The following is a 24536-nucleotide window of genomic DNA, read 5'->3' as shown; positions in this document are numbered from 1 at the left end:
CTAGCGTGTGTTATGCGACTGTGACATACCCGGCCTCCGGGTGGTCAGCGCACGGCGAGCATGATCTCGATGACCGCGTCCAGGACCGCGTCGACCTGCTCCTCGCGGTAGCCGTCGCGCGTCATCCGGAACGCCGTCTGGCGGATCTGCTCGACCGTGAGCGGGGCGCCCTGTGTGAGGTAGGCGACGATGCGATCGGCCACGAGGTCGACCTCGGAGCGGGCGTATCCGTACCGCAGGAGGCCGACGCGCGCGAAGCGCTCCCCCTCGGGCCGCTGGAGTCGGTCCAGCACCACCTGCGCCTCGCGGCGGGTGCGCTCGACCCAGGCATCGGCGCCCTCCGCCTTGACGGCGCGCTCGCGCTCCCGAGCGGCGAACGCGTCCTCGACTCGGGCGAGGGCCGCATCGACCGCGGAGATCCGGTATCCGCCGCGCACGAGCGGGAAGGCCGCCGAGCGCACCTGCTCGGCATCGAGTTCGTCGTCCCCCTGCTGCTCGAAGGCGGCACGGGCGCGAGCGAGGAAGGCATCCACCGCGTCGCGCTGGTACCCCTTCTCGCGGCCCGTCGCGAGGGGGAACGGCAGGGTGGTCGAGGAGTCCGTCACGATACCGCCAGAGGTGAGAGGAGGAAGTGCAGGGCGAGCGTCGCCACCGCCGACGGCAGGATGCTGTCGAGCCGGTCGAGCACTCCGCCGTGGCCGGGGAGCGCGGACGACATGTCCTTGATGCCCAGATCGCGCTTGATCATCGACTCGCCGAGATCACCCGCGGTCGCCGTGCAGAGGATGACCGCGCCGAAGACGAGACCGGCCCACCACGGGATCCCCAGCATGAACTGCGCGAGGAGCGCGCCCGCCACGAGCGCACCCAGGGCAGCGCCCGCGAATCCCTCCCAGGTCTTCTTCGGGCTGATGCGCGGGGCCATCGGATGGCGGCCGAACGCGAGTCCGGATGCGTACGCCGCGGTGTCGGCGACCACCGCGACGATGAGGAACGCGAGGATCCACCACTCGCCGCGGTCCTCGCGGAGGAGCACGAGCGCGAGGCTCGCGAGGAACGGGACGTACAGCGGCACGAATGCCCCGACGAGCACGTCGGCCAGCACGTCCTGCGGCGTGCGGCCGTCCTGCGCCGTCATCTGCGCGAGGAGGCGCCACACGACGATGAGCGCCATGGCGGCGAAGAGGGCGACCCAGTGCAGCCAGAGGTCGGCGAAGTAGCCGGCGGCGAGGATGAGGACGACCGCCGCGAGCTGCGGAGCGAGGTCGATGCGCCGGCCGCCGTCGCGCAGCGCGCGCCACAGCTCGTGCACGCCGAGCACCGACACGAGCAGCGCGACGACGGCGAAGAGCCACTTCACGACGAGCAGCGAGACGACGACCGCCGCGCCCGCTGCGACGCCGACGAGGATCGCCGCGATGAGGTCGCGCCCCGTGCGCTGCTTGATGCGCTCGTTCTTCTCCTCGAACTGCTCGCGCGCATGCGCGACCTGATGCTCGAACTCGCCGCGCGCCGCGTGCACGCGCTCGTGGAACGTGCCCTGCTCGCCGCGCGGCTCGCTCGGGGGCTCCGATCCGGGGACGTCCGTCATCGCCAGGTCAGACCTCGAGGAGCTCTGCCTCTTTGTGCTTCAGCGCCTCGTCGATCTTGTCCACGTGCGCCTTGGTGATGGCGTCGAGCTCCTTCTCGCCGCGCACGATGTCGTCCTCGCCGATCTCGTCGCGGAGCGCGTCGAGGTCGTCCTTCACCTGACGGCGGATGCCGCGCAGGCGGACCTTGGCGTCCTCGCCCTTCGTGCGCACGATCTTGACGAACTCCTTGCGGCGCTCCTGCGTGAGCTCCGGCATCGTGATGCGTACGATGTTGCCGTCGTTCGTCGGGTTGGCGCCGAGGTTCGGCATCTCGCGGATCGCGTCCTCGATCGCCTTGAGGGCCGACTTGTCGTAGGGCGTGACGATGAGCGTGCGCGCCTCGGGGTTCGCGAGCGACGCGAGCTGCTGGAGCGGTGTGGGCGTGCCGTAGTAGTCGACGAGGATGCGCTGGAAGAGCTGCGGGTTCGCGCGGCCGGTCCGCACGGTCGCGAAGTCCTCCTTCGCCGCCTCGACGGCCCGATCCATCCGGGCAGTGGCATCGGCAAGAACGTCCGCGATCACGGTGACTCCATTCGTCGGTGGTGCTGGGAAAAGTCTAGTGGGCGCCGTGCCGGCGCCCGGCGAGGTCACGCCGTGACGAGCGTGCCGATGGGCTCGCCGCGCAGGGCGGCGGTGACGTTGCCGGCGGGCTCCATGCCGAACACGCGCATGTTCATCCCGTTGTCCATGCAGAGGCTGAAGGCCGTCGCGTCGACGACCTTGAGGCCGCGCATGAGAGCGTCCGAGTAGGTGACGTGGTCGAGTCGCGTCGCCGTCGCGTCCGTGCGCGGATCGGCCGTGTAGACGCCGTCGACGCCGTTCTTCGCGACGAGCACCTCGGTCGCGCGGATCTCGAGCGCCCGCTGCGCGGCGACCGTGTCGGTCGAGAAGTACGGCAGGCCGGCGCCCGCGCCGAAGATGACGACGCGGCCCTTCTCGAGGTGGCGCTCCGCGCGCAGCGGGATGTACGGCTCGGCGACCTGGCGCATCTCGATCGCGGACTGCACGCGCGTGGCGGCGCCCGCCTGCTCGAGGAAGTCCTGCAGGGCGAGGGCGTTCATGACCGTCCCGAGCATGCCCATGTAGTCGGCGCGCGCCCGGTCCATGCCGCTCTTGGAGAGCTCAGCGCCGCGGAAGAAGTTGCCTCCGCCGACGACGACCGCGACCTCGACGTCCTGTGACGCCTCCGCGATCTCGCGCGCGATCTGGCTGACGACATCCGGGTTGACCCCGAGCTGCCCTCCCCCGAACGCCTCGCCGGACAGCTTCAGCAGCACCCGCCGCTTGGTCACTTCGCTCACTGTGGATCCTCTCGTCGCCGATACACGCTACCGGTCGCAGGCGGCAGCTCCCTGTGCAGGCACGCGGATGTCGCGTGTCGACCTCCGCGCGCAGAGAAAGGGGGCTCGGATCCGCGGATCCGAGCCCCCTTCCGTCACGTCGTTACGCGCCCACCTTGAAGCGCGCGAAGCCCGTGATCGTGATGCCGGCGTCGTGCGCGACCTTCGCGACGGACAGCTTGTTGTCCTTCGCGTAGTCCTGGTCGAGCAGCGAGACCTGCTTGAAGAACGCGTTCACGCGTCCCTCGACGATCTTCGGGAGGGCGGCCTCGGGCTTGCCCTCGTTGCGGGAGATCTCGGTGACGATCTCGCGCTCCTTCTCGACGTCGGCCGCGGGGACCTCGTCGCGCGAGAGGTAGGACGGGTTCGCGAAGGAGATGTGCTGCGCGATGCTGCGCGCCGTCTCCGCGTCGTCGCCCGTGTACGCGACGATGACGCCGACCTGCGGGGGCAGGTCCTTGCTCGTGCGGTGCAGGTAGACCTGGAACGCGTCGCCCTCGAGGGTGCGGACGCGGCGGAGCTCGACCTTCTCGCCGATGATCGCGGCCTCATCGGAGATGAGCTGCTCGACCGTCTGGTCGCCCGCGGTGGCCGCGAGGGCCTCCTCGACCGAGTCGGCGGCGGCCGCGGCGGCGGCGTCGGCGACCTTGTCGGCGAGCGCGATGAAGCGGTCGTTCTTCGCGACGAAGTCGGTCTCGCACGCGAGCTCGACGAGCGTCGCCTTGCCGCCCTGCTCGCGGGCGACCACGAGGCCCTCGCTCGTCGCGCGGTCGGCGCGCTTCGCGTTGCCCTTGGCGCCCTTGAGGCGGAGGATCTCGACGGCCTTCTCGACGTCGCCGTCAGCCTCCTCGAGCGCCTTCTTGGTGTCGACCATGCCGGTGCCGAGCTGCTCGCGCAGAGCCTTGATGTCGGCGATGCTGAAGTTGGCCATGGGTGCTGGCTCTCCTTGTTCGTGGTGGAACGGTGACCTGAGCGAGGCGGGCCCGGTGGGGCCCGCCTCGTCGAGCATTACTCCGCTGCGGGAGCCTCGGCCGGCGCGACCTCGGCGGCGGGAGCCTCCGCGACCTCGGCGGGCGCCTCGGTCGAACCCTGCTCGAGGAGCTCGCGCTCCCACTCGGCGAGAGGCTCGGCCTCGCCCTCGGGGTTGTGCTTCTGCTGGAGACCCTCGGCGGCGGCGTCGGCGATGATGCGCGTCAGCAGCGAGACCGAGCGGATGGCGTCGTCGTTGCCCGGGATCGGGTACTGCAGGTCGTCGGGGTCGACGTTCGTGTCGAGGATGCCGATGACGGGGATCCCGAGCTTCTTCGCCTCGTCGATCGCGAGGTGCTCGCGCTTGGCGTCGACGACCCACAGGGCCGACGGCGTCTTGCTGAGGTTGCGGATGCCGCCGAGCGACTTGTGGAGCTTGTCGAGCTCGCGGCGCTTGAGGAGGAGCTCCTTCTTGGTGAAGCCCGTGCCGGCCGGGTCGTCGAAGTCGAGCTCCTCGAGCTCCTTCATGCGCGCGAGGCGCTTCGACACGGTCGAGAAGTTGGTGAGCAGACCGCCGAGCCAGCGCTCGTTGACGTAGGGCTGGCCCACGCGGGTCGCCTGCTCGGCGAGCACCTCCTGCGCCTGCTTCTTCGTGCCGACGAAGAGGATGGTGCCGCCGCGCGCGACGGTCTCCTTGACGAAGTCGTAGGCCTTGTCGATGTAGCCGAGCGACTGCTGGAGGTCGATGATGTGGATGCCGCTGCGCTCCGTGAGGATGAAGCGCTTGACCTTCGGGTTCCAGCGACGGGTCTGGTGTCCGAAGTGGACGCCGCTGTCGAGCAGCTGGCGGATGGTGACGACGGCCATGGTCGTGCTCCTTGATCTGGGCGCTCGCGCGCCATGCGGTTGATTCCGCCGATCGGACGATCGGCGAGCCTGGTGCCCGACGCACTCCCGCCCTTCGAGAAGGGACCGAGGGGAGTGGCGCCACGACGATCGTCCGGAGACGAGGTCGCTGAGGGCACGCGTAGTCATCCCGAGACGGGATGCGTCCCCCAGCATACCAGGCGCTCGTCTCCCCCACGGCGCGTGCACAGGCGCGCGACACGCGGCTCCCGCGTCCCCCGCCGCGCATCCGAGCGGAGCGGGCAGCCGCGCGCCCCGAGGCTGAGGACATGCAGCGCACAGCCCGCTCCGTCCTCGTCCTCCTGGTCGCTCTCGTGTGCGCCGGCGCGGCTCCCGCGGCGGCGCATGCGCCGTCCGCGGCACCGGCCGACGCCGAGGTCCGCATCGAGACCGCCGAGCAGTGGGTGTGGCCCGTGAGCCAGGACGTCCGGATCGTCCGCCCCTTCGAGGCGCCGCCGCATCGCTACGGTCCGGGGCACCGCGGCATCGACCTCGCGGCCGATGCCGCGCCCCTGCGCGCCCCGGCGTCGGGAGTGATCGCATTCGCGGGGGTCGTGGTCGACAGGCCGCTCCTGACGATCGACCACGGCGACGGGCTCGTCACGACGCTCGAGCCCGCGACGACCGAGCTCGCCGTGGGCGACGCGGTCTCCCGCGGGCAGGAGATCGGCGCGCTCGCGTCGGGCGGCCACGCCGCGCCGGGCGCTGTGCACTTCGGGGTGCGCCTCCACGGCGAGTACATCAACCCGCTCCTCCTGCTCGGCGGGGTTCCCCGGGCGGTGCTCCTCCCCTGCTGCTGAGCGCGGCTCGCCTCCGGGCGATCGCGCGTCAGGCGCGCGGATGCGCGAGGCGGTAGGCCGCCGCGAGGCGCTCGGACGAGACGTGCGTGTAGATCTGGGTCGTGCCGAGACTCGCATGACCGAGGATCTCCTGCACCGCGCGGAGGTCGGCGCCGCCATCCAGCAGGTGCGTCGCGGCGGAATGCCGCAGGGCGTGCGGCCCCACCGTCTCGACGCCCATCGCGGGCGCGACGGTGCGGGCGACGAGCTCGTAGACCGTGCGCGGCCCCACGCGCCGACCGCGTGCGCCGAGGAAGAGCGCGGCGCCTGCTCCATCTCCGCGCGCGGCCAGCGCCGGGCGCCCGCGCGTGAGGTACGCGCCGATCGCGCGCGCGGCCGGCGCTCCGAACGGCACGACACGCTCCTTGGCGCCCTTGCCGACGACGCGCGCCGTGGCGCGATCGAGATCGACGTCGTCGACATCGAGGCCGCACAGCTCCGAGACCCGCACGCCCGCGCCGTAGAGGAGCTCGATGAGCGCGTGGTCGCGCAGCGCGAGCGGGTCGCCGTCGGCCGCAGCCGCGGCCATCCGGCGCAGGAGGTCGTCGAGGGCAGGTGCCGCGGCGACGTGCGGCAGGGTCCGGCCGCGCTTCGGCGTGACCAGGCGCAGGCTCGGGTCCACCTCGATGAGGCCCTCCTCGCGAGCCCAGCGGAAGAGCGCGCGCGCCGACGACGTGCGCCGGGCGACGGTCGAGCGCGCGTCGCCGCGCTGCGTCGCGCGCCACAGCCAGTCGCGCAGCGCGTCGAGGTCGACGTCCGCGAGCTCGCGATCGCCGACCGCATCGGCGAGATCGGCGAGGTCGGCTCGGTAGGCGCGGACGGTCGCGGGCGAGAGGCGCCGCACCGTCTCGAGATGCGCGCCGAACGCGTCGATCGCGCGGAGCAGCTGCATCCTCCGATGGTGCCCCGGCCCGCGCGGGGACCGGGCGCGCCGCGCCGGTTCGCACGCCGCCCATCCGGATCGGCGGCGGCTCCGAAGAAAGATCGACACGGATGGACCGTGCCAGAACGGAGCAAACTCATGCGCACCTCAGTCAATCGGATCGTCGCCACCGTCTTCGGAGCCGTGTACGTCCTTGTCGGGCTGCTCGGCTTCGCCGTGACGGGCGGCGTCGGATTCCTCGCCACGGAGGGCGGGCTGCTGCTCGGGATCTTCCAGGTGAATCCGCTCCACAACATCGCGCACCTCGCGATCGGCGCCGCGCTCGTCGCGGCCGGGATGGCGGGGGTCCGTGCGGCGAGGGCCGTGAACGCGACCGTCGGCGCCGCGTACCTCCTCCTCGGGATCGCGGGCTTCTTCCTCGCCGGCACCGCGCTGAACATCCTCGCGCTCAACACCGCAGACCACGTCCTGCACCTCGCGAGCGCTCTCGTGCTCCTCGCGGTGGGGCTCGGCGCCGAGCGGTCCGTGGGGCGGGAGTCGATCGCGTGACGTTCACCGGCACCTGGCCCGCCCTCGCCGCGTGCGGGGCGGGCCTGGCCCATCTCGCCGTCGCCGCGGGGTCCCCCTGGTGGCTGCTGGCTCTCCTGTGCGCCGCCGGAGTCGCCGAGCTGGGCTGGGGCGCAGCCGCCCTGCGTGCCGGGCGCATCGTCGCGTCGCGCGCGGCACTCGGCGGCTCGCTCGCCCTCGCCCTCCTGACGACGGCGATCGGCGTCGCGGGCGGGATGGGTCCCGCTCCGATGGCCGTCGCGATCGCGCTGCTGCTCGTCGTGGCGGCGGCCGCCGCGCGCGCCGTGCGCCGCAGGGCCCGCGCCGCGCCCGGCGGCACCGCGCGCGCCGTCCTCGGCATGCTCGTGGCCGCGACGCTCGTGGCCGCCGTCACGACGCCTGCCCTGTCGCTCACCGAGCCCGGGACGCACGCGGTGCCGCACGGCGAGATGCACGGCGGGCACGCGCACTGAGAGCGAGGAGCCGCTGTCGGGAGATCGGGCTTGCATCTCAAGCCGCTTGAGGCCTCAGGGTGAGGACATGAACAGTTCCGAGAACGCTCTCTCCTCCATCGGCGAGGTCGCGCATCGCACCGGACTCAGCGTCAGCGCCATCCGCTACTACGACGACGAGGGACTCGTCGACGCGACCGACGCCACCGACGGAGGCCATCGCCTCTACGACGTGGACGCGATCGCCCGGCTCGAGCTCGTCCGCACGCTGCGCGACCTCGAGACCGGTCTGCCGCAGGTGCGCCGCGTGCTCGCCGGAACGAGCTCGCTGCGGGATGTGCTCGCCGAGCATCTCCACATGATCGAGACGCGGGCCGCGGATCTGGACGCGAAGCGCGCCGTCCTCCGCGCGCTCGTGCGACAGGAGGGCACGGCGGAGCGCGCGAACCTCCTGCGCAGGCTCGTGACAATGCCCGATGCCGACCGTCAGCGGCTCATCGACGACTTCCTCGACGAGGTCGCCGCCGGCCTTCCGCAGGAGGCGTCCGAGCGCATCCGCGACGTGCGGCCGGTGCTGCCGCCCGACCCGGCCCCCGAGCAGCTCGACGCCTGGATGAGCCTCGCGGAGCTTCTGCAGGACGATCGGTTCCGCGCGGCGATCCGCTCCTACCTGCACGCGACGTACGCGCAGTTGCCCGGTCCGGAGATGTCCACGCCTCCCGTGCAGGACTTCATCCACTCGGCAGGCGCCGACCTGATGCGCCGGCTCACGGCCGCTCACCAGGCGGGTCTCGCGGCGGACGATCCCCACGTGGCCTCCCTCGCCGCACAGCTGGTCGACGAGCTCGCCGGGACGTTCGGCGTCGCGGCCGACGACGACCTCCGCGCACGGCTCGCCGAGCGCTATCGCACGGTCGACAGCCTCACCCTCGAGGCCCTTGAGGACGAGGAGTACCGCACGACCGAGGGCCGCTATCTCGAGCTGGTCGCGATCGTCAACGGCGGCCCGCACCCGGATGCCGCCCTTCTCGACGGCGCCCACCGCACGCGGGGCGACGGAGACGGCCCGAGTCTCGGAGAGCTCGGCCGCTGGCTGGCTGCGGCGATCGCCGGAGGGTCGTGAGCGCAGGAACCCTCGGCTATCAGGCGAGCACCCAGCCGCCGTCCGTGCGTCGCACCGCGCCGGCCAGCTCGAGCAGGCCGAGCGCGGCCTGAACGGCCTCCACGGCCATCCCGCTGCGCCGTGCGATCTCATCGACATCGCGTGGGGAGCGGGAGGCGAGCGCATCGCGGACGCGGACCTCCTCCGCGGATGGACCGCCCAGAGCGGTCGCGTCGTCGGCTCCCTCGCCGATCAGCTCGAGGACGTCGGCGGCCGACGTGATGCACTGCGCGTCGAACTCGCGCAGCAGGCGATGACAGCCGGCCGAGGTCGCACTCGTCACGGGTCCGGGGACGGCTCCGAGCGGTCGCCCGAGCGCCGCGGCGTGCCCTGCCGTGTTCAGCGTGCCGCTGCGCGCGCCGGCCTCGACGACGACGGTCGCGGCGCTCAGCGCGGCGATGCACCGATTCCGCTGAAGGAACCGCCACTTGGTCGGCGTCGCGCCCGGCGCCGTCTCGCTCACGATCGCGCCGACGCGCGCGATGTCGGCGAACAGGCGAGCGTGCCCGGCGGGATACACGCGGTCGGCGCCGCCGGCGACGACCGCGACCGTCAGCCCGCCGACGCCGAGCGTCGCGCGATGGGCAGCGCCGTCGATGCCGTACGCGGCACCCGAGATCACGCCGATGCCGCGGGACGCGAGCTCGCCCGCGAGCTCGGCCGCGACGTGCTCCCCGTATGGCGTCGCCGCGCGTGCGCCCACGATCGCGACCGAGCGTGCGATGCGCGAGAGGCCCGTCACGTCGCCTCTCGTCCACAGGGCGAGCGGCGCGTGCGTGCCGAGGTCGGTCAGCTGCTCGGGCCACCCCGCGTCCTCCGGGGTCACGAGCACCAGCCCCGCGCGAGCGCCCTGCGCGAGGGCCTGCGCGACGTGCGCGGGGTCGAGCCGCGGCTGCCACCGCGACCGAGCGGCCGCGAGCGCCTGCGCGCCCAGCCCGAGCTCCGCGAGCGATCCGTCGTGCAGCCCCGCCTCGACCATCCGCAGAGCCTCATCCGGACCGTGCGCCGCGACGAGCGCGCCCGCGGTCCCATCGCCCGGCTCGACGATGGCGGTCCACACCGCGCGCGCCAGACGGGCCGGCTCCTCCCGGCTGTGCGCCGCACCCGCTCGGCGCACGCGATCGTCGTCGAGCAGCGTCATGCCACGACTCCCTTCTTCAGGAACAGCGCCCTGCCCACATCCGCCGCGTCCGGCCGGTCCCTGCCGGCCAGATCGGCGACCGTCCAGGCGACCCGCAGCACGCGGTCGTAGCCCCTCAGGGTGATGAGCCCGCGCTGGAGCGCGGCGTCGAGCCCCCGCAGCGCCGCGGCGTCGGGCGCTCGCGGACCGCGCCGCAGCCACGTCCCGGGGACCTCGGCGTTGATGCGCCAGGGCGTTCCCGACAGCCGCTCCCGCGCCCGATCCCGCGCCGCGAGCACACGCTGCCGCCCCTCCTCCGATGACATGGCGTCTCCCGCGCGCGTCTGCGCGATGCTCGCGATCCTTTCGACGCGCAGATCGATGTCGATGCGGTCGAGCAGCGGACCCGAGAGGCGCTGCGCGTACCGGCGGATGATGTGCGGAGAGCACGTGCACGACCCGCCGCGCACGCCGTACTCCCCGCACGGACAGGGATTCATCGCGAGGACGAGCTGGAAGCGCGCCGGGAAGCGCGCGGAGAACCCCGCGCGGTGGATGTCGATGCGCCCCTGCTCGAGCGGCTGGCGCAGCGCGTCGAGCGTCGACGACGACGCCTCGGTCGCCTCGTCGATGAACAGCACCCCGCGGCTCGCGCGCGCGATCGCACCCGGCCGCACGGTGCGCGACCCGCCGCCGACGAGCGCGGCGGTCGACGCCGAGTGGTGGGGCGCCTCGAACGGCGGCCGCCGGTCGAGGCGCACGACCCGCTCCCCCGCGAGCGACCGCAGCGATGCGGCCTCGAGGGCTGCCTCGTCGTCGAGCGGCGGGAGGATGCCGGGCAGACGGCGGGCGAGCATGGTCTTGCCCGCTCCCGGCGGGCCCGACATGAGCACGTGGTGACCGCCCGCCGCGGCCACGACGAGCGCCTCGACGGCGTCGCGCTGCCCCACGACGTCAGCGAGGTCGACGTCGTCCTCGTCGGCCTCGGGCGCCGGCGGGCCGGGGATCGGCGGGAGGTCCGGCACCTCCACCTCGGAGCCGTGCCACGCCGCGACCTGAGCGAGCGAGATCGCCCCGCGCACCTCGGCGCCCGCGACGAGCTCGGCCTCCTCCCGGTTCGCCCAGGGGAGCACGACCCGGGTGCGGCCAGCGGCGACCGCGGCGCGCACGGCCGGCAGGATGCCCGGCACGGGCCGCAGGCGCCCGTCCAGCCCCAGCTCGCCGAGATGCACGACCTCGGCCGCCGAGGACCGGCGCAGGCGGTCGTCGGTCGCCAGCGCGGTCACCGCGATCGCGAGATCGAACGCGGTCCCGTGCTTCGGGAGCCCCGCCGGCGACAGGTTCACGGTGAGGCGCCGGTACGGGAGCATGAGCCCGCTGTTCTCGCACGCGCTCGTGACCCGGCGCGCGGCCTCGCCGAGCGCGCGGTCGGCGAGGCCGATGATCCGGATCTCCGGCTGATGCGACGTGACGTCGGCCTCCACCTCGACGAGCTCGCCCGTGAGCCCGGTGAGCGCGACCGCCCACGTCCGCGCGACCGTCATCGGAGGTCCTCGAGATGCTCGAGGGCGCCCGTCCCGGGATCGGCGCCCACGATCGCGACCGCGTCGATCCGGAGGGATCGGCCGAGCAGCGCTCCGGGGTGCGCGCGTGTCCACGCCGCCGCGAGCCGCCACAGCCGACGCAGCTTGCGCCGGTCGACGGCCTCGAGCGGATGGCCGAAGGCCGTGCCCGTGCGCGTCTTGACCTCGACGACCGCGAGCCGTGTGCCGCGGCACGCGACGATGTCGATCTCCCCGTCAGCGCACCGCCAGTTGCGGTCGAGGATCTCGTACCCGATCGATGAGAGGTACTGCGCCGCGCGCTCCTCGCCCGCTCGACCGAGGTCGTCCTTCCGTGCCATGACGGCAGACTGCCTGGACGGACGACCGGATGCGGCGGCGGACGGCCGGGTGGGGAGACGGCGCGCCGCGGGACGCGCCTGTGCACACGGCGTCGCCGCGCGGGGGTGCTACTTGCCGTCGAGCGAGAGCTCGTCGGGCAGTTCGAAGTCGCGGCGCGACAGCTCCTCGATGTTCACGTCCTTGAACGTGAGCACGCGCACCGACTTCACGAAGCGGTCCGAGCGGTAGATGTCCCAGACCCAGACGTCCTTCATCGTGATCTCGAAGTAGAAGTCGGTCTCGGTGTCGTGACGGACGACGTCGACCTCGTTCGCGAGGTAGAAGCGGCGCTCGGTCTCGATCACGAACTGGAACTGCGAGACCACGTCGCGGTACTCGCGGAACAGAGCCAGCTCGAGCTCGCGGTCGTAATCCTCGAAGACATCGTCATCCATGGTCCTCCCATCCTAGGCGTCCGGGATGCCGCGTCGCGCCGCTCGAAGACGGCTCAGAACAGCGCGGGCGCGTCGGTGATAGCCCACGACCGGCGGTGGTGCGCACTCAGGCCGTGCTCGCGGATCGCGGCACGGTGCGTCGCGCTCGCGTACCCCTTGTTGCTGGCCCATTCGTAGACCGGGAGCTCGTCATGGAGTCCGGTCATGAGGCCGTCACGCGCGACCTTCGCGATGACCGATGCCGCAGCGAGCGACGCGCAGTCGCGGTCGCCCTTGACCACCGTGCGGATGTCGAGCCCCGCGCCGCGCACGGGCGAGATGTAGTCGTGGTTGCCGTCGAGGAGCACGACCCCGGCCGCGGGCGCGTAGCCCTGCTCCTCGAGCGACGCGAGCGCGCGGACGGCCGCGAGGCCCAGGGCGCGGATGATCCCGATCTCGTCGACCTCCGCGGCCGTCGCCCAGCCGAGCGCGCTGGCCCTGACCCACGCGGCCGCGCGGTCGGCGACGTCCGCGCGGCGTCCGGCGGGGACGAGCTTCGAGTCGCGCAGCCCCTCGGGAACCGTGCAGGCGACGGCCTCCGCGTCCACGACGGATGCCCCGATGGTCACGGGCCCGGCGAGGGCGCCGCGCCCGACCTCGTCGAGCGCGAAGACGAGCGGCGCCTCCGCGAGGAGCGCCCGCTCGTGCGCGATGGTCGGCGCGACGACGGTCATCCCGCGGCGCTCGCCTTCTCCTCCTCGGCCTCGTCCTCGCGGTCGGGGATGCCCCGGAACACCTCGTGGTGCCCGTCGACCGTCCCGAAACGGTCGAGCGGCCAGGTGAGGAGGAACACCCGGCCCACGACGTTGTCGATCGGCACGAATCCGCCGCCGGGCTGGTCCGTGTGGAAGCGCGCATCGCGCGAGTTGTCGCGGTTGTCGCCGAGCACCCACAGGGCACCCTCCGGCACGACGACGTCGAACGGGTCGTTCGAGGCCTGGGTGTCGCCCTCGGGCAGCTTGAGGTAGCCGAGCTCGTCGACCGGCACCCCGTTGACGGTGATCTGCCCCAGAGCGTTGCAGCACTCGACGTGATCGCCCGGCAGCCCGATGATGCGCTTCACGAGGTGGTCGTCCGAATCGCCGGCCGACAGCCCCACGAGGGTCAGGAGCCCGTCGACGGCCTCCATGAACGGCGACTGCTCGGGCGCCTTCGGCTGCGGATCGAGCCAGCCGCCCGGATCCTCGAACACGACGATGTCCCCGCGCTCGTAGCCCGTCCACAGCGGCGTGAGCTCGTCCACGAGGATGCGGTCGTCGATCTGGAGGGTGTCCTCCATCGACGCCGACGGGATGAAGAACGACCGGACGATGAACGTCTTGATGAGGAACGACACCACCAGCGCGACCACCACGATGACGGCGATGTCGCGCAGGAACATGAGGATGCCCCGTCCGCGCTGCTCCGGCTGCTCGGCGGTCGTGGTGTCGCTCGTCATGGGGTCCTTCGCGTCCGCGCCGCCGAGGTGACGGGGGCGTTCCTCCAGAATCTCACATGAACGCAGACACCCCGTGCCGCGGGGCACGGGGTGTCTGCTCGGATCGCGTGAAATCAGGCGTTCTCGCGCTTCTCCTTGATCTTCGCCTTCTTGCCGCGCAGCTCGCGCAGGTAGTACAGCTTCGCGCGACGCACGTCACCGCGCGTGACGACCTCGATGTGGTCGATGACCGGCGAGTGCACGGGGAACGTGCGCTCCACGCCGACCTGGAAGCTGATCTTGCGGACCGTGAAGGTCTCGCGCACGCCCGAGCCCTGACGGCGGATGACGACGCCCTGGAACACCTGGATGCGCGAGCGGCTGCCCTCGACGATGTTCACGTGCACCTTGACGGTGTCACCGGGGCCGAACGCGGGGACGTCGGAGCGGAGCGAAGCCGCATCGACGGCGTCGAGAATGTGCATGACGGTTCTCTTCCTGCGGCCGCCTCAGGTCGACCGCCTTCGAAAATGGGGTATCGCACGTGCATGTGGGATCCCGTGGACCCTCGGCTCCCCTGCGGCAGAGCGCGAAACGGCCCGCGCCGACGGGCGCGGTCGTCACAGCACGACATCCCATTGTCTCACACCAGGACCCGCGCCACGATCCGCGGGTGCCGCCCCTCGCCGCGCATCGGGGAGAATGGAGGTTCGAGCGAGAGGACACCCCCATGATCGAACTGCGCACCCCGGCCGAGATCGAGCAGATGCGGCCGGCTGGCCGGTTCGTCGCGGAGACCCTCGCGACCCTTCGCGAGGAGACGAAGGTCGGCACGAACCTCCTCGCGATCGACCGTCGCGCGCACGAGCTCATCCGCCGGGCAGGGGCCGAGTCGTGCTACATCGACTACCACCCGTCGTTCGGCGCGAGCCCGTTCGGCAAGGTCATCTGCACGTCGATCAACGACGCGGTCCTCCACGGGCTCCCGCACGACTACGCGCTGCGCGACGGCGACCTCGTCACGCTCGACTTCGCGGTCTCGATCGACGGCTGGGTCGCCGACTCCGCTGTCTCGTTCGTCGTCGGCACCCCGCGCGACGAGGACCTCGCCCTCATCGACACGACCGAGCGCGCGCTCGACGCGGCGATCGCCGCCGCGACGGTGGGCAATCGCGTGGGCGACATCTCCGCGGCCATCTCGCAGATCGCGCGTGCCGACGGCCTCTCGATCAACACCGACTTCGGCGGCCACGGCGTGGGCCGCATCATGCACGGCGACCCGCACATCCCGAACGACGGCCGCCCCGGGCGCGGCTTCCCGCTCAAGCCGGGTCTCGTCATCGCGATCGAGCCGTGGTTCCTGCAGAGCACCGACGAGCTCGTCACCGACCCGGATGGCTGGACGCTGCGCAGCGCGGACGGCTCGCGCGGCGCGCACAGCGAGCACACCATCGCGATCACGGAGGACGGCCCGATCGTCCTGACGGACCGCTCGCACCTCTGACGCCGTCCTCACATCCGCCGCTCAGGCGGTTGTGAGCGAAACGTTCGCTCGGGGAAACCCCCGGCCGCGCAGACGGGAAACACCGCGCTCCTACGTTCGTGTCACGACCTCGAAGTGACCCTCGAACGCAGGAGCCGCCATGACCGCCGTGGACCCCCTCCCCTCTCGCATCGTCGTCGTCGGCGCCGGGATGGTGGCGCATCGCTTCGTCGAGAGCCTCCTCAGCCGCACGACGGACCCCTGGCACGTGACCGTGCTCGGCGAGGAGCGCCGGCTGCCCTACGACCGGGTCGGCCTCACGTCGTTCTTCTCGGGCGCCACCCCCGACGACCTGACGCTCGACCCCGGCGTCTTCGATGACGATCGGGTCGAGCTCCTCCCCGGAGAGCCGGTCATCCGCATCAACCGCGCTGAGCGCACCGTCACGACCGCCGCGCGCCGCGACATCCCCTATGACACGCTCGTCCTCGCGACGGGCTCCTACGCCGCGAAGGTCGCCGTCGACGGCTCCGACCTCCCCGGCTGCTTCGTCTACCGGACGATCGACGACGTGCAGCGCATGCGCGACTTCGTCGCCGCGCGGTCGGCGCAGCTGGGCAGGCCGCTCGTCGGCAAGGTGATCGGCGGCGGGCTCCTCGGGCTCGAGGCGGCAGGAGCGCTCCAGGGTCTCGACGTCGCCTGCACGGTCGTGCAGTCGTCCGACCGCCTCATGTCGGCCCAGCTCGATCTCGCCGGCGGCAACGCGCTGCGGCGCCTCATCGAGGCGCGCGGGATCGAGGTGCTGACCCAGGCCCGCACGACCCGCCTCGACCCCGACCGCTCGGGCAGCGTCGCGGGGCTCGAGTTCCAGGACGGCTCCTACGTCGGCGCCGACATCGTCGTGTTCACCGTGGGCGTCCGCCCGCGCGACGAGCTCGCCCGTGCCGCCGGGCTCCCCGCGGACCCGCGCGGCGGGGTCGTCATCGACGACCGCTGCCGCACGGCCGACCCGTCGATCCTCGCGATCGGCGAGGTCGCGAGCTTCGACGGCCAGTGCATCGGCCTCGTCGCACCCGGGTACGCCATGGCCGAGGTCGCGGCGACGCGGCTGCTGGGCGGCGACGCCACCTTCCCCGGCTTCGACGACTCCACCAAGCTCAAGCTCTCGGGGGTCGACGTCGCGAGCTTCGGCGACGCGTTCGCGCGCACGCCGGGCGCTCTCGACGTCAGCTACGCCGACCCGGTGGCCGGCGTGTACAAGAAGCTCGTGCTGTCGGACGACGCCAAGACCCTGCTCGGCGGCATCCTCGTCGGCGACGCGTCGGCATACGGCTCGCTGCGCCCGCTTCTGGGCAGCGCGCTGGGCGCCGACCCCGTCGCCTACCTCATGCCCGAGGGCGGTGTCGAGGCTCCCGGCGGCGACCTCCCGGACGAGGCGATCATCTGCTCGTGCTCGAGCGTCACGGCGGGGCGCATCCGCTCGGCCGTGCACGACGACGGCTGCACCGACGCTGGCGAGGTGAAGGCGTGCACGAAGGCGGGGGCCACGTGCGGCTCGTGTCTCACCACGGTGAAGAAGATCGTCGGCCAGGAGCTCGCGAAGATGGGGCAGACCGTCTCGAACGCGCTCTGCGAGCACTTCGACATGTCCCGGCGGCAGCTCTTCGACGCCGTCCGCGTCTCGGGTCTCGACACGTTCTCCGCCGTCATCGAGCGCTTCGGGCGGGGGCGCGGCTGCGACATCTGCAAGCCCGCTCTCGCGAGCATCCTGTCCGTCCTCGTCGGCCGCCACGTGCTCGACGGCGAGAACGCGACGCTGCAGGACACGAACGACCACGTCATGGCCAACATGCAGAAGGACGGCACGTACTCGGTCGTCCCGCGGATGCCCGGCGGCGAGGTCACGCCGGAGGGCCTCATCGCGGTCGGAGAGATCGCGCGCGACTTCGGCCTGTACACGAAGATCACGGGCGGGCAGCGCGTGGACATGTTCGGCGCGCGGCTCGAGCAGCTGCCCGCCATCTGGGCACGGCTGATCGACGCCGGGTTCGAGTCGGGCCACGCCTACGGCAAGTCGCTGCGCACGGTGAAGTCGTGCGTCGGATCGACCTGGTGCCGGTACGGCGTCCTCGACTCGGTCGGCATGGCGGTGCAGCTCGAGCTGCGCTACCGCGGCCTACGCGCCCCGCACAAGCTCAAGCTCGGCGTCTCGGGATGCGCGCGCGAGTGCGCAGAGGCCCGCGGCAAGGACGTCGGCGTGATCGCGACCGAGACGGGATGGAACATGTACGTGGGCGGCAACGGCGGCTTCACCCCGCGCCACGCGCAGCTCCTCGCCGAGGGCCTCAGCGACGCCGAGCTGCTCACGGCCATCGACCGCTTCTTCATGTACTACATCCGCACGGCCGACCGGCTGCAGCGCACGGCGCCGTGGTTCGAGGAGCTCGAGGGCGGCATCGAGGGCCTCAGGGAGGTCATCTTCGAGGACAGCCTCGGCATCTGCGCCGACCTCGACGCGGCGATGGCGGCGCACATCGACAACTACGAGGACGAGTGGGCGGCCACGCTCCGCGACCCCGAGAAGCTCAAGCGCTTCCAGTCCTTCGTGAACGCCCCCGACACCCCCGATCCCTCGATCGCGTTCGTGCCGGAGCGCGGTCAGATCCGCCCCGCCAGCCCCGAGGAGCGCGCCGCCGGCGGCGTCCTCATCGCCGGCACGACCCTGGAGGTGCGTCGATGACGCTCACGCAGACCGATCCCGCGACGGCCCCCGTCGCCCGCTCCTGGGTGCGCGTGTGCGCCGTCTCCGACCTCGAGGTCGAGCGCGGCCGCGCCGCGCTCATCGGCGACACGCAGATCGCCCTGTTCCTCCTGCCCGGCGGCGCCATCCACGCCGTGTCGAACCTGGACCCGTACAGCGACGCGCACGTCATGTCTCGCGGTATCGTCGGCACAAGGCGTTTCGTCGAGACCGGACAGGACGTCGAGTCGGGGCAGGACACCCCCACCGTCGCGTCCCCGATGTACAAGCAGGTGTTCGACCTCCGGACGGGGGCGTGCCTCGACACGCAGGGCAAGGATCCCCGCTCGCTGCGGGTCTGGCCCGTGTCGCAGCAGGGCGACGACGTCTACATCCGATGGGAGTGAGCCGATGACCACGATGCTCGGCGTCTCGCTGTCCGGTCGCGACGTGCTCCTCGTCGGCGGCGGCGCGGTCACGGCGCGGCGGCTCCAGCGCTTCCTCGACGATGGCGCCCTGCCGCGTGTCGTCGCCCCCGACCTCTCGCCCGCGGTCCGCGACCTCGTGGAGGCTCACGGCGTGCCCTGGGCGCCGCGGCGGTTCCGCCGCGAGGACCTCGACGGAGCGTGGCTCGTGCACACGGCGACGGGCGACCTGCAGGTCGACCTGCGCGTGGCCGCGCTCTGCGAGGCGCAGCGCGTCCTGTGCGTCAACGCATCGGATGGCGCGCACGGCACCGCGCGGATCGCCGCCGACACGCGCTCGGGCGACGTGGTCGTCGGCGTGATGTCCGACGCCGGGGTCGACCCGGGTCGCGCGGCGCGCCTCCGCGACGCGATCGAGCGGCTCCTCGTCTCGGGACGCCTCCCGCTGCGCCGACGCCGCGGCGGCGCGGCCGGCCGCGTCGACCTCGTCGGAGGGGGCCCGGGCCCCGTCGACCTCATGACCGTGCGGGCGCGGCGGCTCCTCGCCGAGGCCGACGTCGTCGTCGCCGACCGGCTCGGCCCGGCGGATGCGCTGCTGCCCGAGCTCGACCCCGACGTGCTCGTCATCGATGTGGGGAAGCGCCCCGGCCACCATCCCGTGCCGCAGGACGAGATCAACCGGCTCCTCGTGGCGCATGCGCAGGCCGGGCGCCGCGTGGTCCGGCTGAAGGGCGGCGACCCGTTCGTCTTCGGCCGCGGCGGCGAGGAGCTCGCCGCCTGCCTCGCGGCCGGCGTGCCGGTCGAGGTGGTCCCCGGGCCGACGAGCGCCGTCTCCGTGCCGCAGGCGGCGGGCATCCCGGTCACGCACCGCGGAACCGCCGCGTCCGTGCACATCGTGAACGGCCAGGGCGAGATCGCCGACACGACGCTCGCCGCGCTCTCCGATGCCGCTGTCACGACGGTCTTCCTCATGGGCGTCGCGGCGCTCCCGCGCATCGTCGCGGCGGCGCTCGCGCACGGCGTGCCGGAGGACCGCCCGGTGGCGATCGTCGAGAGCGGGCACACCCCGCAGCAGCGCACGACACGCACGACCCTTGCCGCCGCGGTCGCCGATGCACGCGCCGCGGGGGTCCGCAACCCGGCCGTGATCGTCATCGGAGACGTCGCGCGCGCATCCCTCCTCCTCCCCGAACCCGAGCTGGCAGGTGACACCACCACGTGACCGCACGTCCTCCCCTCTCCGCAGCCCTCGACGGCTGCACCGTCGTCATCGCCGTCGACCGTCGCGCGGGCGAGCTCGCCGCCGCGCTCGAGCGCCACGGAGCGCAGGTGCGCCAGGCGCCCGCGGTGACGATCGTCTCCCACATCGACGACGAGGCGCTCGTCGACGCGACGCGCGCGCTCATCGCCAACCCGCCCGACATCGTCGTCGCCACGACCGGAGTCGGCTTCCGCGGCTGGATGGAGGCCGCCTTCGAGGCGGATCTCGCCGACGAGCTCGCGGCCGCCCTCTCACGCGCGCAGATCGTCGCGCGCGGCCCGAAGGCGCGCGGCGCGGTCCAGCAGGCGGGCTTCACCGCGGATTGGGTCGCGGAGTCCGAGACGTCCGCGGAGCTCGGCGAGTACCTCGTGACGCAGGGCGTCGAGGGGCGCAGGATCGCCGTGCAGCACCATGGATCGGGCGCCGACGGCCTCGACGAGCTGTTCGAGAGCCACGGCGCCGACGTCGTGAGCCTCACCGTGTACCGATGGGGCCCGCCGCCCGACCCCCAGGTCGTGCTGCGGTCGGTCATCCAGGCCGGCGACGGCGAGGTCGACGCCGTGCTCTTCACGTCCGCGCCGGGCGCGGCCGAGTGGGTCGCCGCGGCCTCCGCGGCGCACGCGCTCGAGGACATCCGCGACCGCGCAGCCCAGGGCCGGCTCCTCCTCGCCGCCGTGGGACCGATCACGGCCGGCCCCCTGCAGGACGCGCGGCTCCACCCCGTCGTCGCCGAGCGGGGTCGGCTCGGCTCCCTCGTGCGCACGGTCGTCGCCTACTTCGGCGCGGGCGGTGCCCCGCACGCGCAGACGAGCGCCGGCCGCTTCGAGCTGCGCAGCGGCGGCGCCGTGATCGAGGGGCGCTTCGTGCCGCTCTCGCGCACGGGCATCGACGTGCTCGACATGCTGTTCCGCGCGCGCGGCGCGGTTGTCACGCGCGCCGAGCTGCAGCACGCCCTCCCGCGCTCGAGCCAGAACTCGCATGCGGTCGAGATGGCCGTGGCGCGCCTGCGCGAGGCGCTCGGGGTGCCGGATGTCATCAAGACGGTGGTCAAGCGCGGCTATCGTCTCAACGTGGAGGACCAGGAATGACGACGCTCATCGCGTGCTCGCACGGCACCCGCTTCGAGGAGGGCCGCGAGGCCGTGCGGGCGCTCGTCGACGAGGTGCGCACGCTCCTGCCGGATGTGCGCGTCGAGCAGGCGTTCGTCGACGTCGAGGAGCCCGAGGTCGGCGACGTCGTCGCCCGGGTGGCAGCCGACGGGCCCGCCGTCGTCGTCCCGCTCCTCCTCTCGACCGGGTTCCACACCGAGGTCGACATCGCGCGCGCCGTGGCGCCGTTCCCGCACGTGGTCAAGGCCCCGGCGCTCGGGCCCCACGACCTGCTCGCGCTCGTCCTCGAGGCCCGACTCGACGAGGCCGACGCGCCAGAGGCCGGCCGACGCGACGGCGATCACGTCGTGCTCGCGGCGGCGGGATCGACCAACCCGGCTTCGGTCGCCGATGTCGAGGGGGTCGCCGCGCGCCTGCGTCGCGTGCTGCCCGTCCCCGTGACGATCGGGTACGCGGCGGGGGCCGATCCGCGCATCCCCGACGCCGTCGAGGCCGCCCGCGCGGCCGGTGCAGCGCGCGTCATCGCGGCGAGCTACGTCCTCGCGCCCGGCTTCTTCGCGAACCTCGTGCGCCAGGCCGGCGCCGACGTCGTGACCGCGCCGCTCGGCGCGGACCGCCGCGTCGCGGCCATCGTGGCGGAGCGGTACCGCGACGCGCTCGCGCTCCTGCCCGCGGCATGACCGCGGCCATCCTCCTCGCGGGCGGGCGGGCGTCCCGGCTCGGCGGCGTCGACAAGCCCCTGCTCGAGGTCGATGGGCGCTCCCTCCTCGCCCGCGCGCTCGACGCCGCCGCGGGCTGCGCCCCGGTCGTCGTCGTGGGCCCTCCGCGTCCGGGAGTCGAGGGCGTCCTCTGGGTGCGCGAGGAGCCGGAGTACGGCGGCCCCGTCGCCGCGGTGGCCGCCGCGCTGCCGCATGTCGACGCCGAGAGCGTGCTCGTGCTCGCCACCGACCTCCCTCGCGTCGAGGAGGCGGTCCGAGTGCTCGACGACGCGGCGGCGCTCCTGCCCCCGGGCGACGGCGTGTGCCTCGCCGACGAGAGCGGGCGTCCGCAGTGGCTCGTGGGCCGCTACCGCACGCGCGCGCTGCGCGAGCGCGCCAAGCGCATCCCCGTCGCCGGTGCGTCGTTCCGCGAGCTCATCGCCGAGCTCTCGATCTCGGTCGTCCGCGCGAATGAGGGAGTGGTCGCCGACGTCGACACCTGGCAGGATCTGGAGCGGGCACGCGGCGAAGGGCGGCACCATGACCGAGACCACTGACCGGACCCTCCCTCCGGAGGCACTCGACACCTGGGTCGACGCCGTGTGCGAGCGGCTCGACCTGCCGCGCGAGGAGGTCTCGATCGCGCTCGTCCTCGACCTCGCGCGCGATGTGGCCCACGACGTCGCGCGGCCGGCCGCGCCCGTGAGCGCCTTCCTCGCGGGCCTCGCGGCAGGACGGCGCGGCGGATCCGCCGACGAGGCGGAGGCTGCCGTGCGCCTCGTCGCGGCTCTCGCCGCGCAGTGGCGCGACGGCGCGGCTCGGTAGGGCCGCCTCGCGGCGCTACTCGCCCGCGCGGAGCTCGTCCGGCAGGAGGTCGGGGCGGACGCGGCGCGTCCGCTCGATGCTCTGCTCCCTGCGCCAGGCGTCGACCGCACCGTGGTTCCCGCTCAGCAGCACGGGCGGCACCTCGAGGCCGCGCCAGACGGCGGGCTTCGTGTAGATCGGGTACTCGAGCAGGCCGATCTCGTGCGACTCCTCCACGAGGCTCTCCGGGTTGCCGACGACCCCCGGCACGAGCCGCGCGACGGCCTCGATCATCGCCATCGCGGCGACCTCGCCCCCGTTGAGGACGTAGTCGCCGAGGCTCACGAGCCGCACGCGACCGCGCTCGGCGTAGTGGTCGATGACCCGCTGGTCGATCCCCTCGTAGCGCCCGCACGCGAAGACGAGCTGGCGCTCGTCGGCGAGCTCGCGCGCGACGGCCTGCGTGAACCGCTCCCCCGCGGGCGACGGGACGATGAGCACCGCGTCGTCGCCGAGCACGTCGTCGAGCATCTCGCCCCACGGCTCGGGCTTCATGACCATGCCGGCCCCGCCGCCGTACGGCGTGTCGTCGACCGTGCGGTGCCGGTCGTGCGTCGCATCGCGCAGATCGTGGACGCGCAGGTCGAGCAGCCCGCGATCGCGCGCCTTGCCGATGAGGGAGACGTCGAGCACATCGAAGAACGCCGGGAAGATCGTGACGATGTCGATGCGCATCCCCCCAGTCTAGGAGCGCCGGAGCCGTGTTTCCGGCATGTCACACGACGGTCATCGCGGCCGGGCGCGGCGCGTGACGGGACGGTGATGCGTCCGTCACCGCCTCCCCCGCACGCGGAAACATGCGCCCCCTAGCGTCGGAGGCGCATCCCTTTCCGCTGTCGGACCTCTCATCAGGAGACGCCATGGCCACGCCAACGAGCACCACCCCCGAGAGCACCACCCTCCCCTCATCCGCCTCGTCTCTCGTCGTCCGCCCCGGCCGCTGGGTCGACGGCTGGGACGCCGAGGATCCGGCGTTCTGGCAGAGCACCGGCCGGCGCATCGCGCGGCGCAACCTCGGATGGTCGATCTTCGCCGAGTTCCTCGGCTTCATCGTCTGGCAGCTCTGGAGCATCGTCGTCGTGATGCTGCCGAGCGCCGGGTTCGCGCTCGCGAGCGGCGAGCAGTTCTGGCTCATCTCCCTGCCGAGCCTCGTCGGCGCGACGCTGCGCTTCCCGTACACCTTCGCGGTCGCGCGCTTCGGCGGCCGCAACTGGACGATCGTGTCGGCGGGGCTCCTGCTCGTCCCGACGATCCTGCTCGGGATCGTCGTCCAGAACCCGGACACCCCGTTCGGCGTGCTGCTCCTCGTCGCCGCGCTCGCGGGCGTCGGCGGCGGCAATTTCGCGAGCTCGATGGCGAACATCACCTACTTCTTCCCCCAGCGGGAGAAGGGCTGGGCGCTCGGCCTGAACGCCGCGGGCGGAAACATCGGCACGTCGGTCGCGCAGCTGCTCGTCCCGATCGTCGTGACGCTCGGCGCGGCCGGCACGCTGAACATCCAGCTCGCCGGATGGATGTGGGTTCCGCTCATCCTCGTCGCGATGTGGGGCGCATGGCGCTTCATGGACAACCTCTCGACGGCGAAGGCCGACGTCGCGGGCGCGGCCGCCGCGCTCCGCGAGCCGCACCTGTGGCTCATGGCCCTCCTCTACATCGGCACGTTCGGCTCGTTCATCGGCTTCGCGAGCGTGTTCCCCAAGCTCATCGCCGATCAGTTCCCCGCGTTCTCGACCTTCCAGGTCGGCTCGGCGTCGCTCACGCTCGCCTTCCTCGGAGCGCTCGTCGGATCGGTCGCCCGCCCGTACGGCGGCCGGCTCGCCGACCGCATCGGCGGCGCGCGGATGACCATCGCCGCGTTCGCGCTCATGATCGCCGCCACGCTCGCGCTCATCCTCACCCTCCCCCTCGGGAGCTTCTGGATCTTCCTCGCGTGCTTCCTCGTGCTGTTCCTCGCGACGGGCATCGGCAACGGCGCGACGTACCGGATGATCCCGAGCATCTTCGCCGCGCGCGGCGCGGCCACGGCCGGAGAGGCGCACTCGGTCGGCACCCAGCGCAAGGCCTCGGCGGCGCTCGGGCTCATCTCGGCGATCGGCGCCTACGGCGGCTTCGTCATCCCTCAGGTGCTCAACGCCTCGCAGGCCGCGACGGGCGGCTACACGCTCGCCTTCTGGGGCTTCATCGCCCTCTATGCCGCGCTGCTCGCGATCACGGCGCTCGTGTACGCCGTGCCGCGCGCGTCGCTCGCGCGTCACCGCATCTGAGCTCCGCGCGGACACGACGATGGCCCGGTCTCGAGACCGGGCCATCGTCG

Annotated in this window: 28 protein-coding genes; 13 read left to right on the top strand and 15 right to left on the bottom strand. The window is 72.8% G+C overall.

Annotated features, from left to right (window positions below; genetic code table 11):
- Positions 1-44: 44 nt before the first annotated feature.
- From PKE79_RS00730 to rpsB, 6 genes are all read right to left on the bottom strand, one after another.
- On the bottom strand, positions 45-605 hold the full coding sequence (locus tag PKE79_RS00730; protein WP_271171749.1) for a DivIVA domain-containing protein: 561 nt from the start codon (positions 603-605) through the stop codon (positions 45-47).
- Positions 602-1591, bottom strand: coding sequence for a phosphatidate cytidylyltransferase (locus PKE79_RS00725; protein ID WP_271171748.1), 990 nt, complete (start codon positions 1589-1591; stop codon positions 602-604). The genes PKE79_RS00730 and PKE79_RS00725 overlap by 4 nt, the downstream gene beginning before the upstream one ends.
- A gap of 7 nt (positions 1592-1598) precedes the next feature.
- Positions 1599-2153 carry a ribosome recycling factor gene (gene frr, locus PKE79_RS00720; protein WP_271171747.1) on the bottom strand — a complete coding sequence of 185 codons (555 nt, stop codon included), beginning with the start codon at positions 2151-2153 and terminating at the stop codon, positions 1599-1601.
- A gap of 65 nt (positions 2154-2218) precedes the next feature.
- Positions 2219-2932, bottom strand: a complete 714-nt coding sequence (gene pyrH / locus PKE79_RS00715; RefSeq protein ID WP_271171746.1) for a UMP kinase — start codon at positions 2930-2932, stop codon at positions 2219-2221.
- Between the two features lie 142 nt (positions 2933-3074).
- A complete protein-coding gene (gene tsf / locus PKE79_RS00710; RefSeq protein ID WP_271171745.1) occupies positions 3075-3902 on the bottom strand; it encodes a translation elongation factor Ts in 828 nt (275 codons plus the stop codon).
- Between the two features lie 77 nt (positions 3903-3979).
- Complete coding sequence (gene rpsB / locus PKE79_RS00705) at positions 3980-4807, bottom strand: 30S ribosomal protein S2 (protein WP_271171744.1); 828 nt, start codon at positions 4805-4807, stop codon at positions 3980-3982.
- 308 nt (positions 4808-5115) lie between these two features.
- On the opposite strand from rpsB, the gene PKE79_RS00700 reads away from it, so the two are divergent.
- Positions 5116-5646: a murein hydrolase activator EnvC family protein gene (locus tag PKE79_RS00700; protein WP_271171743.1), complete on the top strand. Its 531-nt coding sequence runs from the start codon at positions 5116-5118 to the stop codon at positions 5644-5646.
- Between the two features lie 28 nt (positions 5647-5674).
- Here the strand turns inward: PKE79_RS00700 and PKE79_RS00695 are convergent, their stop codons facing one another.
- A complete protein-coding gene (locus PKE79_RS00695) occupies positions 5675-6577 on the bottom strand; it encodes a tyrosine recombinase XerC (protein WP_271171742.1) in 903 nt (300 codons plus the stop codon).
- Between the two features lie 129 nt (positions 6578-6706).
- Here PKE79_RS00695 and PKE79_RS00690 point away from each other — a divergent pair, with 129 nt between their 5' ends.
- The 3 genes from PKE79_RS00690 (at position 6707) to PKE79_RS00680 (ending at position 8689) form a co-directional block, all read left to right on the top strand.
- Positions 6707-7117 carry a DUF4383 domain-containing protein gene (locus PKE79_RS00690; RefSeq protein ID WP_271171741.1) on the top strand — a complete coding sequence of 137 codons (411 nt, stop codon included), beginning with the start codon at positions 6707-6709 and terminating at the stop codon, positions 7115-7117.
- Complete coding sequence (locus PKE79_RS00685) at positions 7114-7587, top strand: hypothetical protein (RefSeq protein ID WP_271171740.1); 474 nt, start codon at positions 7114-7116, stop codon at positions 7585-7587. The genes PKE79_RS00690 and PKE79_RS00685 overlap by 4 nt, the downstream gene beginning before the upstream one ends.
- Positions 7588-7654: 67 nt before the next feature.
- Positions 7655-8689 carry a helix-turn-helix domain-containing protein gene (locus PKE79_RS00680; RefSeq protein ID WP_271171739.1) on the top strand — a complete coding sequence of 345 codons (1035 nt, stop codon included), beginning with the start codon at positions 7655-7657 and terminating at the stop codon, positions 8687-8689.
- Between the two features lie 19 nt (positions 8690-8708).
- Here the strand turns inward: PKE79_RS00680 and dprA are convergent, their stop codons facing one another.
- The 7 genes from dprA to rplS form a co-directional block, all read right to left on the bottom strand.
- Positions 8709-9869: a DNA-processing protein DprA gene (gene dprA / locus PKE79_RS00675; RefSeq protein ID WP_271171738.1), complete on the bottom strand. Its 1161-nt coding sequence runs from the start codon at positions 9867-9869 to the stop codon at positions 8709-8711.
- A complete protein-coding gene (locus PKE79_RS00670) occupies positions 9866-11392 on the bottom strand; it encodes a YifB family Mg chelatase-like AAA ATPase (protein ID WP_271171737.1) in 1527 nt (508 codons plus the stop codon). Before PKE79_RS00670 ends, dprA begins: the two co-directional genes overlap by 4 nt.
- Positions 11389-11751: a YraN family protein gene (locus tag PKE79_RS00665; protein WP_271171736.1), complete on the bottom strand. Its 363-nt coding sequence runs from the start codon at positions 11749-11751 to the stop codon at positions 11389-11391. Before PKE79_RS00665 ends, PKE79_RS00670 begins: the two co-directional genes overlap by 4 nt.
- 108 nt (positions 11752-11859) lie before the next feature.
- Positions 11860-12186 carry a DUF2469 family protein gene (locus PKE79_RS00660; RefSeq protein WP_271171735.1) on the bottom strand — a complete coding sequence of 109 codons (327 nt, stop codon included), beginning with the start codon at positions 12184-12186 and terminating at the stop codon, positions 11860-11862.
- A gap of 53 nt (positions 12187-12239) precedes the next feature.
- Complete coding sequence (gene rnhB, locus PKE79_RS00655) at positions 12240-12899, bottom strand: ribonuclease HII (protein WP_271171734.1); 660 nt, start codon at positions 12897-12899, stop codon at positions 12240-12242.
- The gene (lepB, locus tag PKE79_RS00650) at positions 12896-13663 is read right to left on the bottom strand and encodes a signal peptidase I (protein WP_271171733.1); all 768 of its coding nucleotides are present in this window, start codon (positions 13661-13663) and stop codon (positions 12896-12898) included. Before lepB ends, rnhB begins: the two co-directional genes overlap by 4 nt.
- A 113-nt stretch (positions 13664-13776) precedes the next feature.
- Entirely contained in the window at positions 13777-14127 is a 351-nt protein-coding gene (gene rplS, locus PKE79_RS00645; RefSeq protein WP_271171732.1) for a 50S ribosomal protein L19, read from the bottom strand.
- 245 nt (positions 14128-14372) lie between these two features.
- Here rplS and map point away from each other — a divergent pair, with 245 nt between their 5' ends.
- The 8 genes from map (at position 14373) to PKE79_RS00605 (ending at position 22183) form a co-directional block, all read left to right on the top strand.
- The gene (map, locus tag PKE79_RS00640) at positions 14373-15146 is read left to right on the top strand and encodes a type I methionyl aminopeptidase (RefSeq protein ID WP_271171731.1); all 774 of its coding nucleotides are present in this window, start codon (positions 14373-14375) and stop codon (positions 15144-15146) included.
- 139 nt (positions 15147-15285) lie between these two features.
- Positions 15286-17865: a nitrite reductase large subunit NirB gene (nirB, locus tag PKE79_RS00635; RefSeq protein ID WP_271171730.1), complete on the top strand. Its 2580-nt coding sequence runs from the start codon at positions 15286-15288 to the stop codon at positions 17863-17865.
- Positions 17862-18272 (top strand): nitrite reductase small subunit NirD, encoded by a 411-nt coding sequence (gene nirD, locus PKE79_RS00630; RefSeq protein WP_271171729.1) that lies wholly within the window; start codon positions 17862-17864, stop codon positions 18270-18272. Before nirB ends, nirD begins: the two co-directional genes overlap by 4 nt.
- 4 nt (positions 18273-18276) lie before the next feature.
- Positions 18277-19512: a uroporphyrinogen-III C-methyltransferase gene (cobA, locus tag PKE79_RS00625; protein WP_271171728.1), complete on the top strand. Its 1236-nt coding sequence runs from the start codon at positions 18277-18279 to the stop codon at positions 19510-19512.
- Complete coding sequence (locus PKE79_RS00620) at positions 19509-20639, top strand: uroporphyrinogen-III synthase (RefSeq protein WP_271171727.1); 1131 nt, start codon at positions 19509-19511, stop codon at positions 20637-20639. Before cobA ends, PKE79_RS00620 begins: the two co-directional genes overlap by 4 nt.
- A complete protein-coding gene (locus PKE79_RS00615; protein ID WP_271171726.1) occupies positions 20636-21340 on the top strand; it encodes a sirohydrochlorin chelatase in 705 nt (234 codons plus the stop codon). Before PKE79_RS00620 ends, PKE79_RS00615 begins: the two co-directional genes overlap by 4 nt.
- The gene (gene mobA / locus PKE79_RS00610; RefSeq protein ID WP_271171725.1) at positions 21337-21915 is read left to right on the top strand and encodes a molybdenum cofactor guanylyltransferase; all 579 of its coding nucleotides are present in this window, start codon (positions 21337-21339) and stop codon (positions 21913-21915) included. Before PKE79_RS00615 ends, mobA begins: the two co-directional genes overlap by 4 nt.
- Positions 21899-22183, top strand: coding sequence for a DUF6457 domain-containing protein (locus tag PKE79_RS00605; protein WP_271171724.1), 285 nt, complete (start codon positions 21899-21901; stop codon positions 22181-22183). The genes mobA and PKE79_RS00605 overlap by 17 nt, the downstream gene beginning before the upstream one ends.
- A 15-nt stretch (positions 22184-22198) precedes the next feature.
- Here the strand turns inward: PKE79_RS00605 and trmD are convergent, their stop codons facing one another.
- Complete coding sequence (gene trmD, locus PKE79_RS00600) at positions 22199-22897, bottom strand: tRNA (guanosine(37)-N1)-methyltransferase TrmD (protein WP_271171723.1); 699 nt, start codon at positions 22895-22897, stop codon at positions 22199-22201.
- A gap of 185 nt (positions 22898-23082) precedes the next feature.
- On the opposite strand from trmD, the gene PKE79_RS00595 reads away from it, so the two are divergent.
- Entirely contained in the window at positions 23083-24486 is a 1404-nt protein-coding gene (locus PKE79_RS00595; protein ID WP_271171722.1) for an MFS transporter, read from the top strand.
- The last annotated feature ends 50 nt before the right edge of the window (positions 24487-24536 follow it).

Origin of the sequence: Microbacterium barkeri, from assembly GCF_027921765.1 — a bacterium.
GTDB classification, from domain to species: Bacteria; Actinomycetota; Actinomycetes; order Actinomycetales; family Microbacteriaceae; genus Microbacterium; species Microbacterium barkeri.
This window is presented reverse-complemented; position numbering and strand designations above follow the sequence as displayed.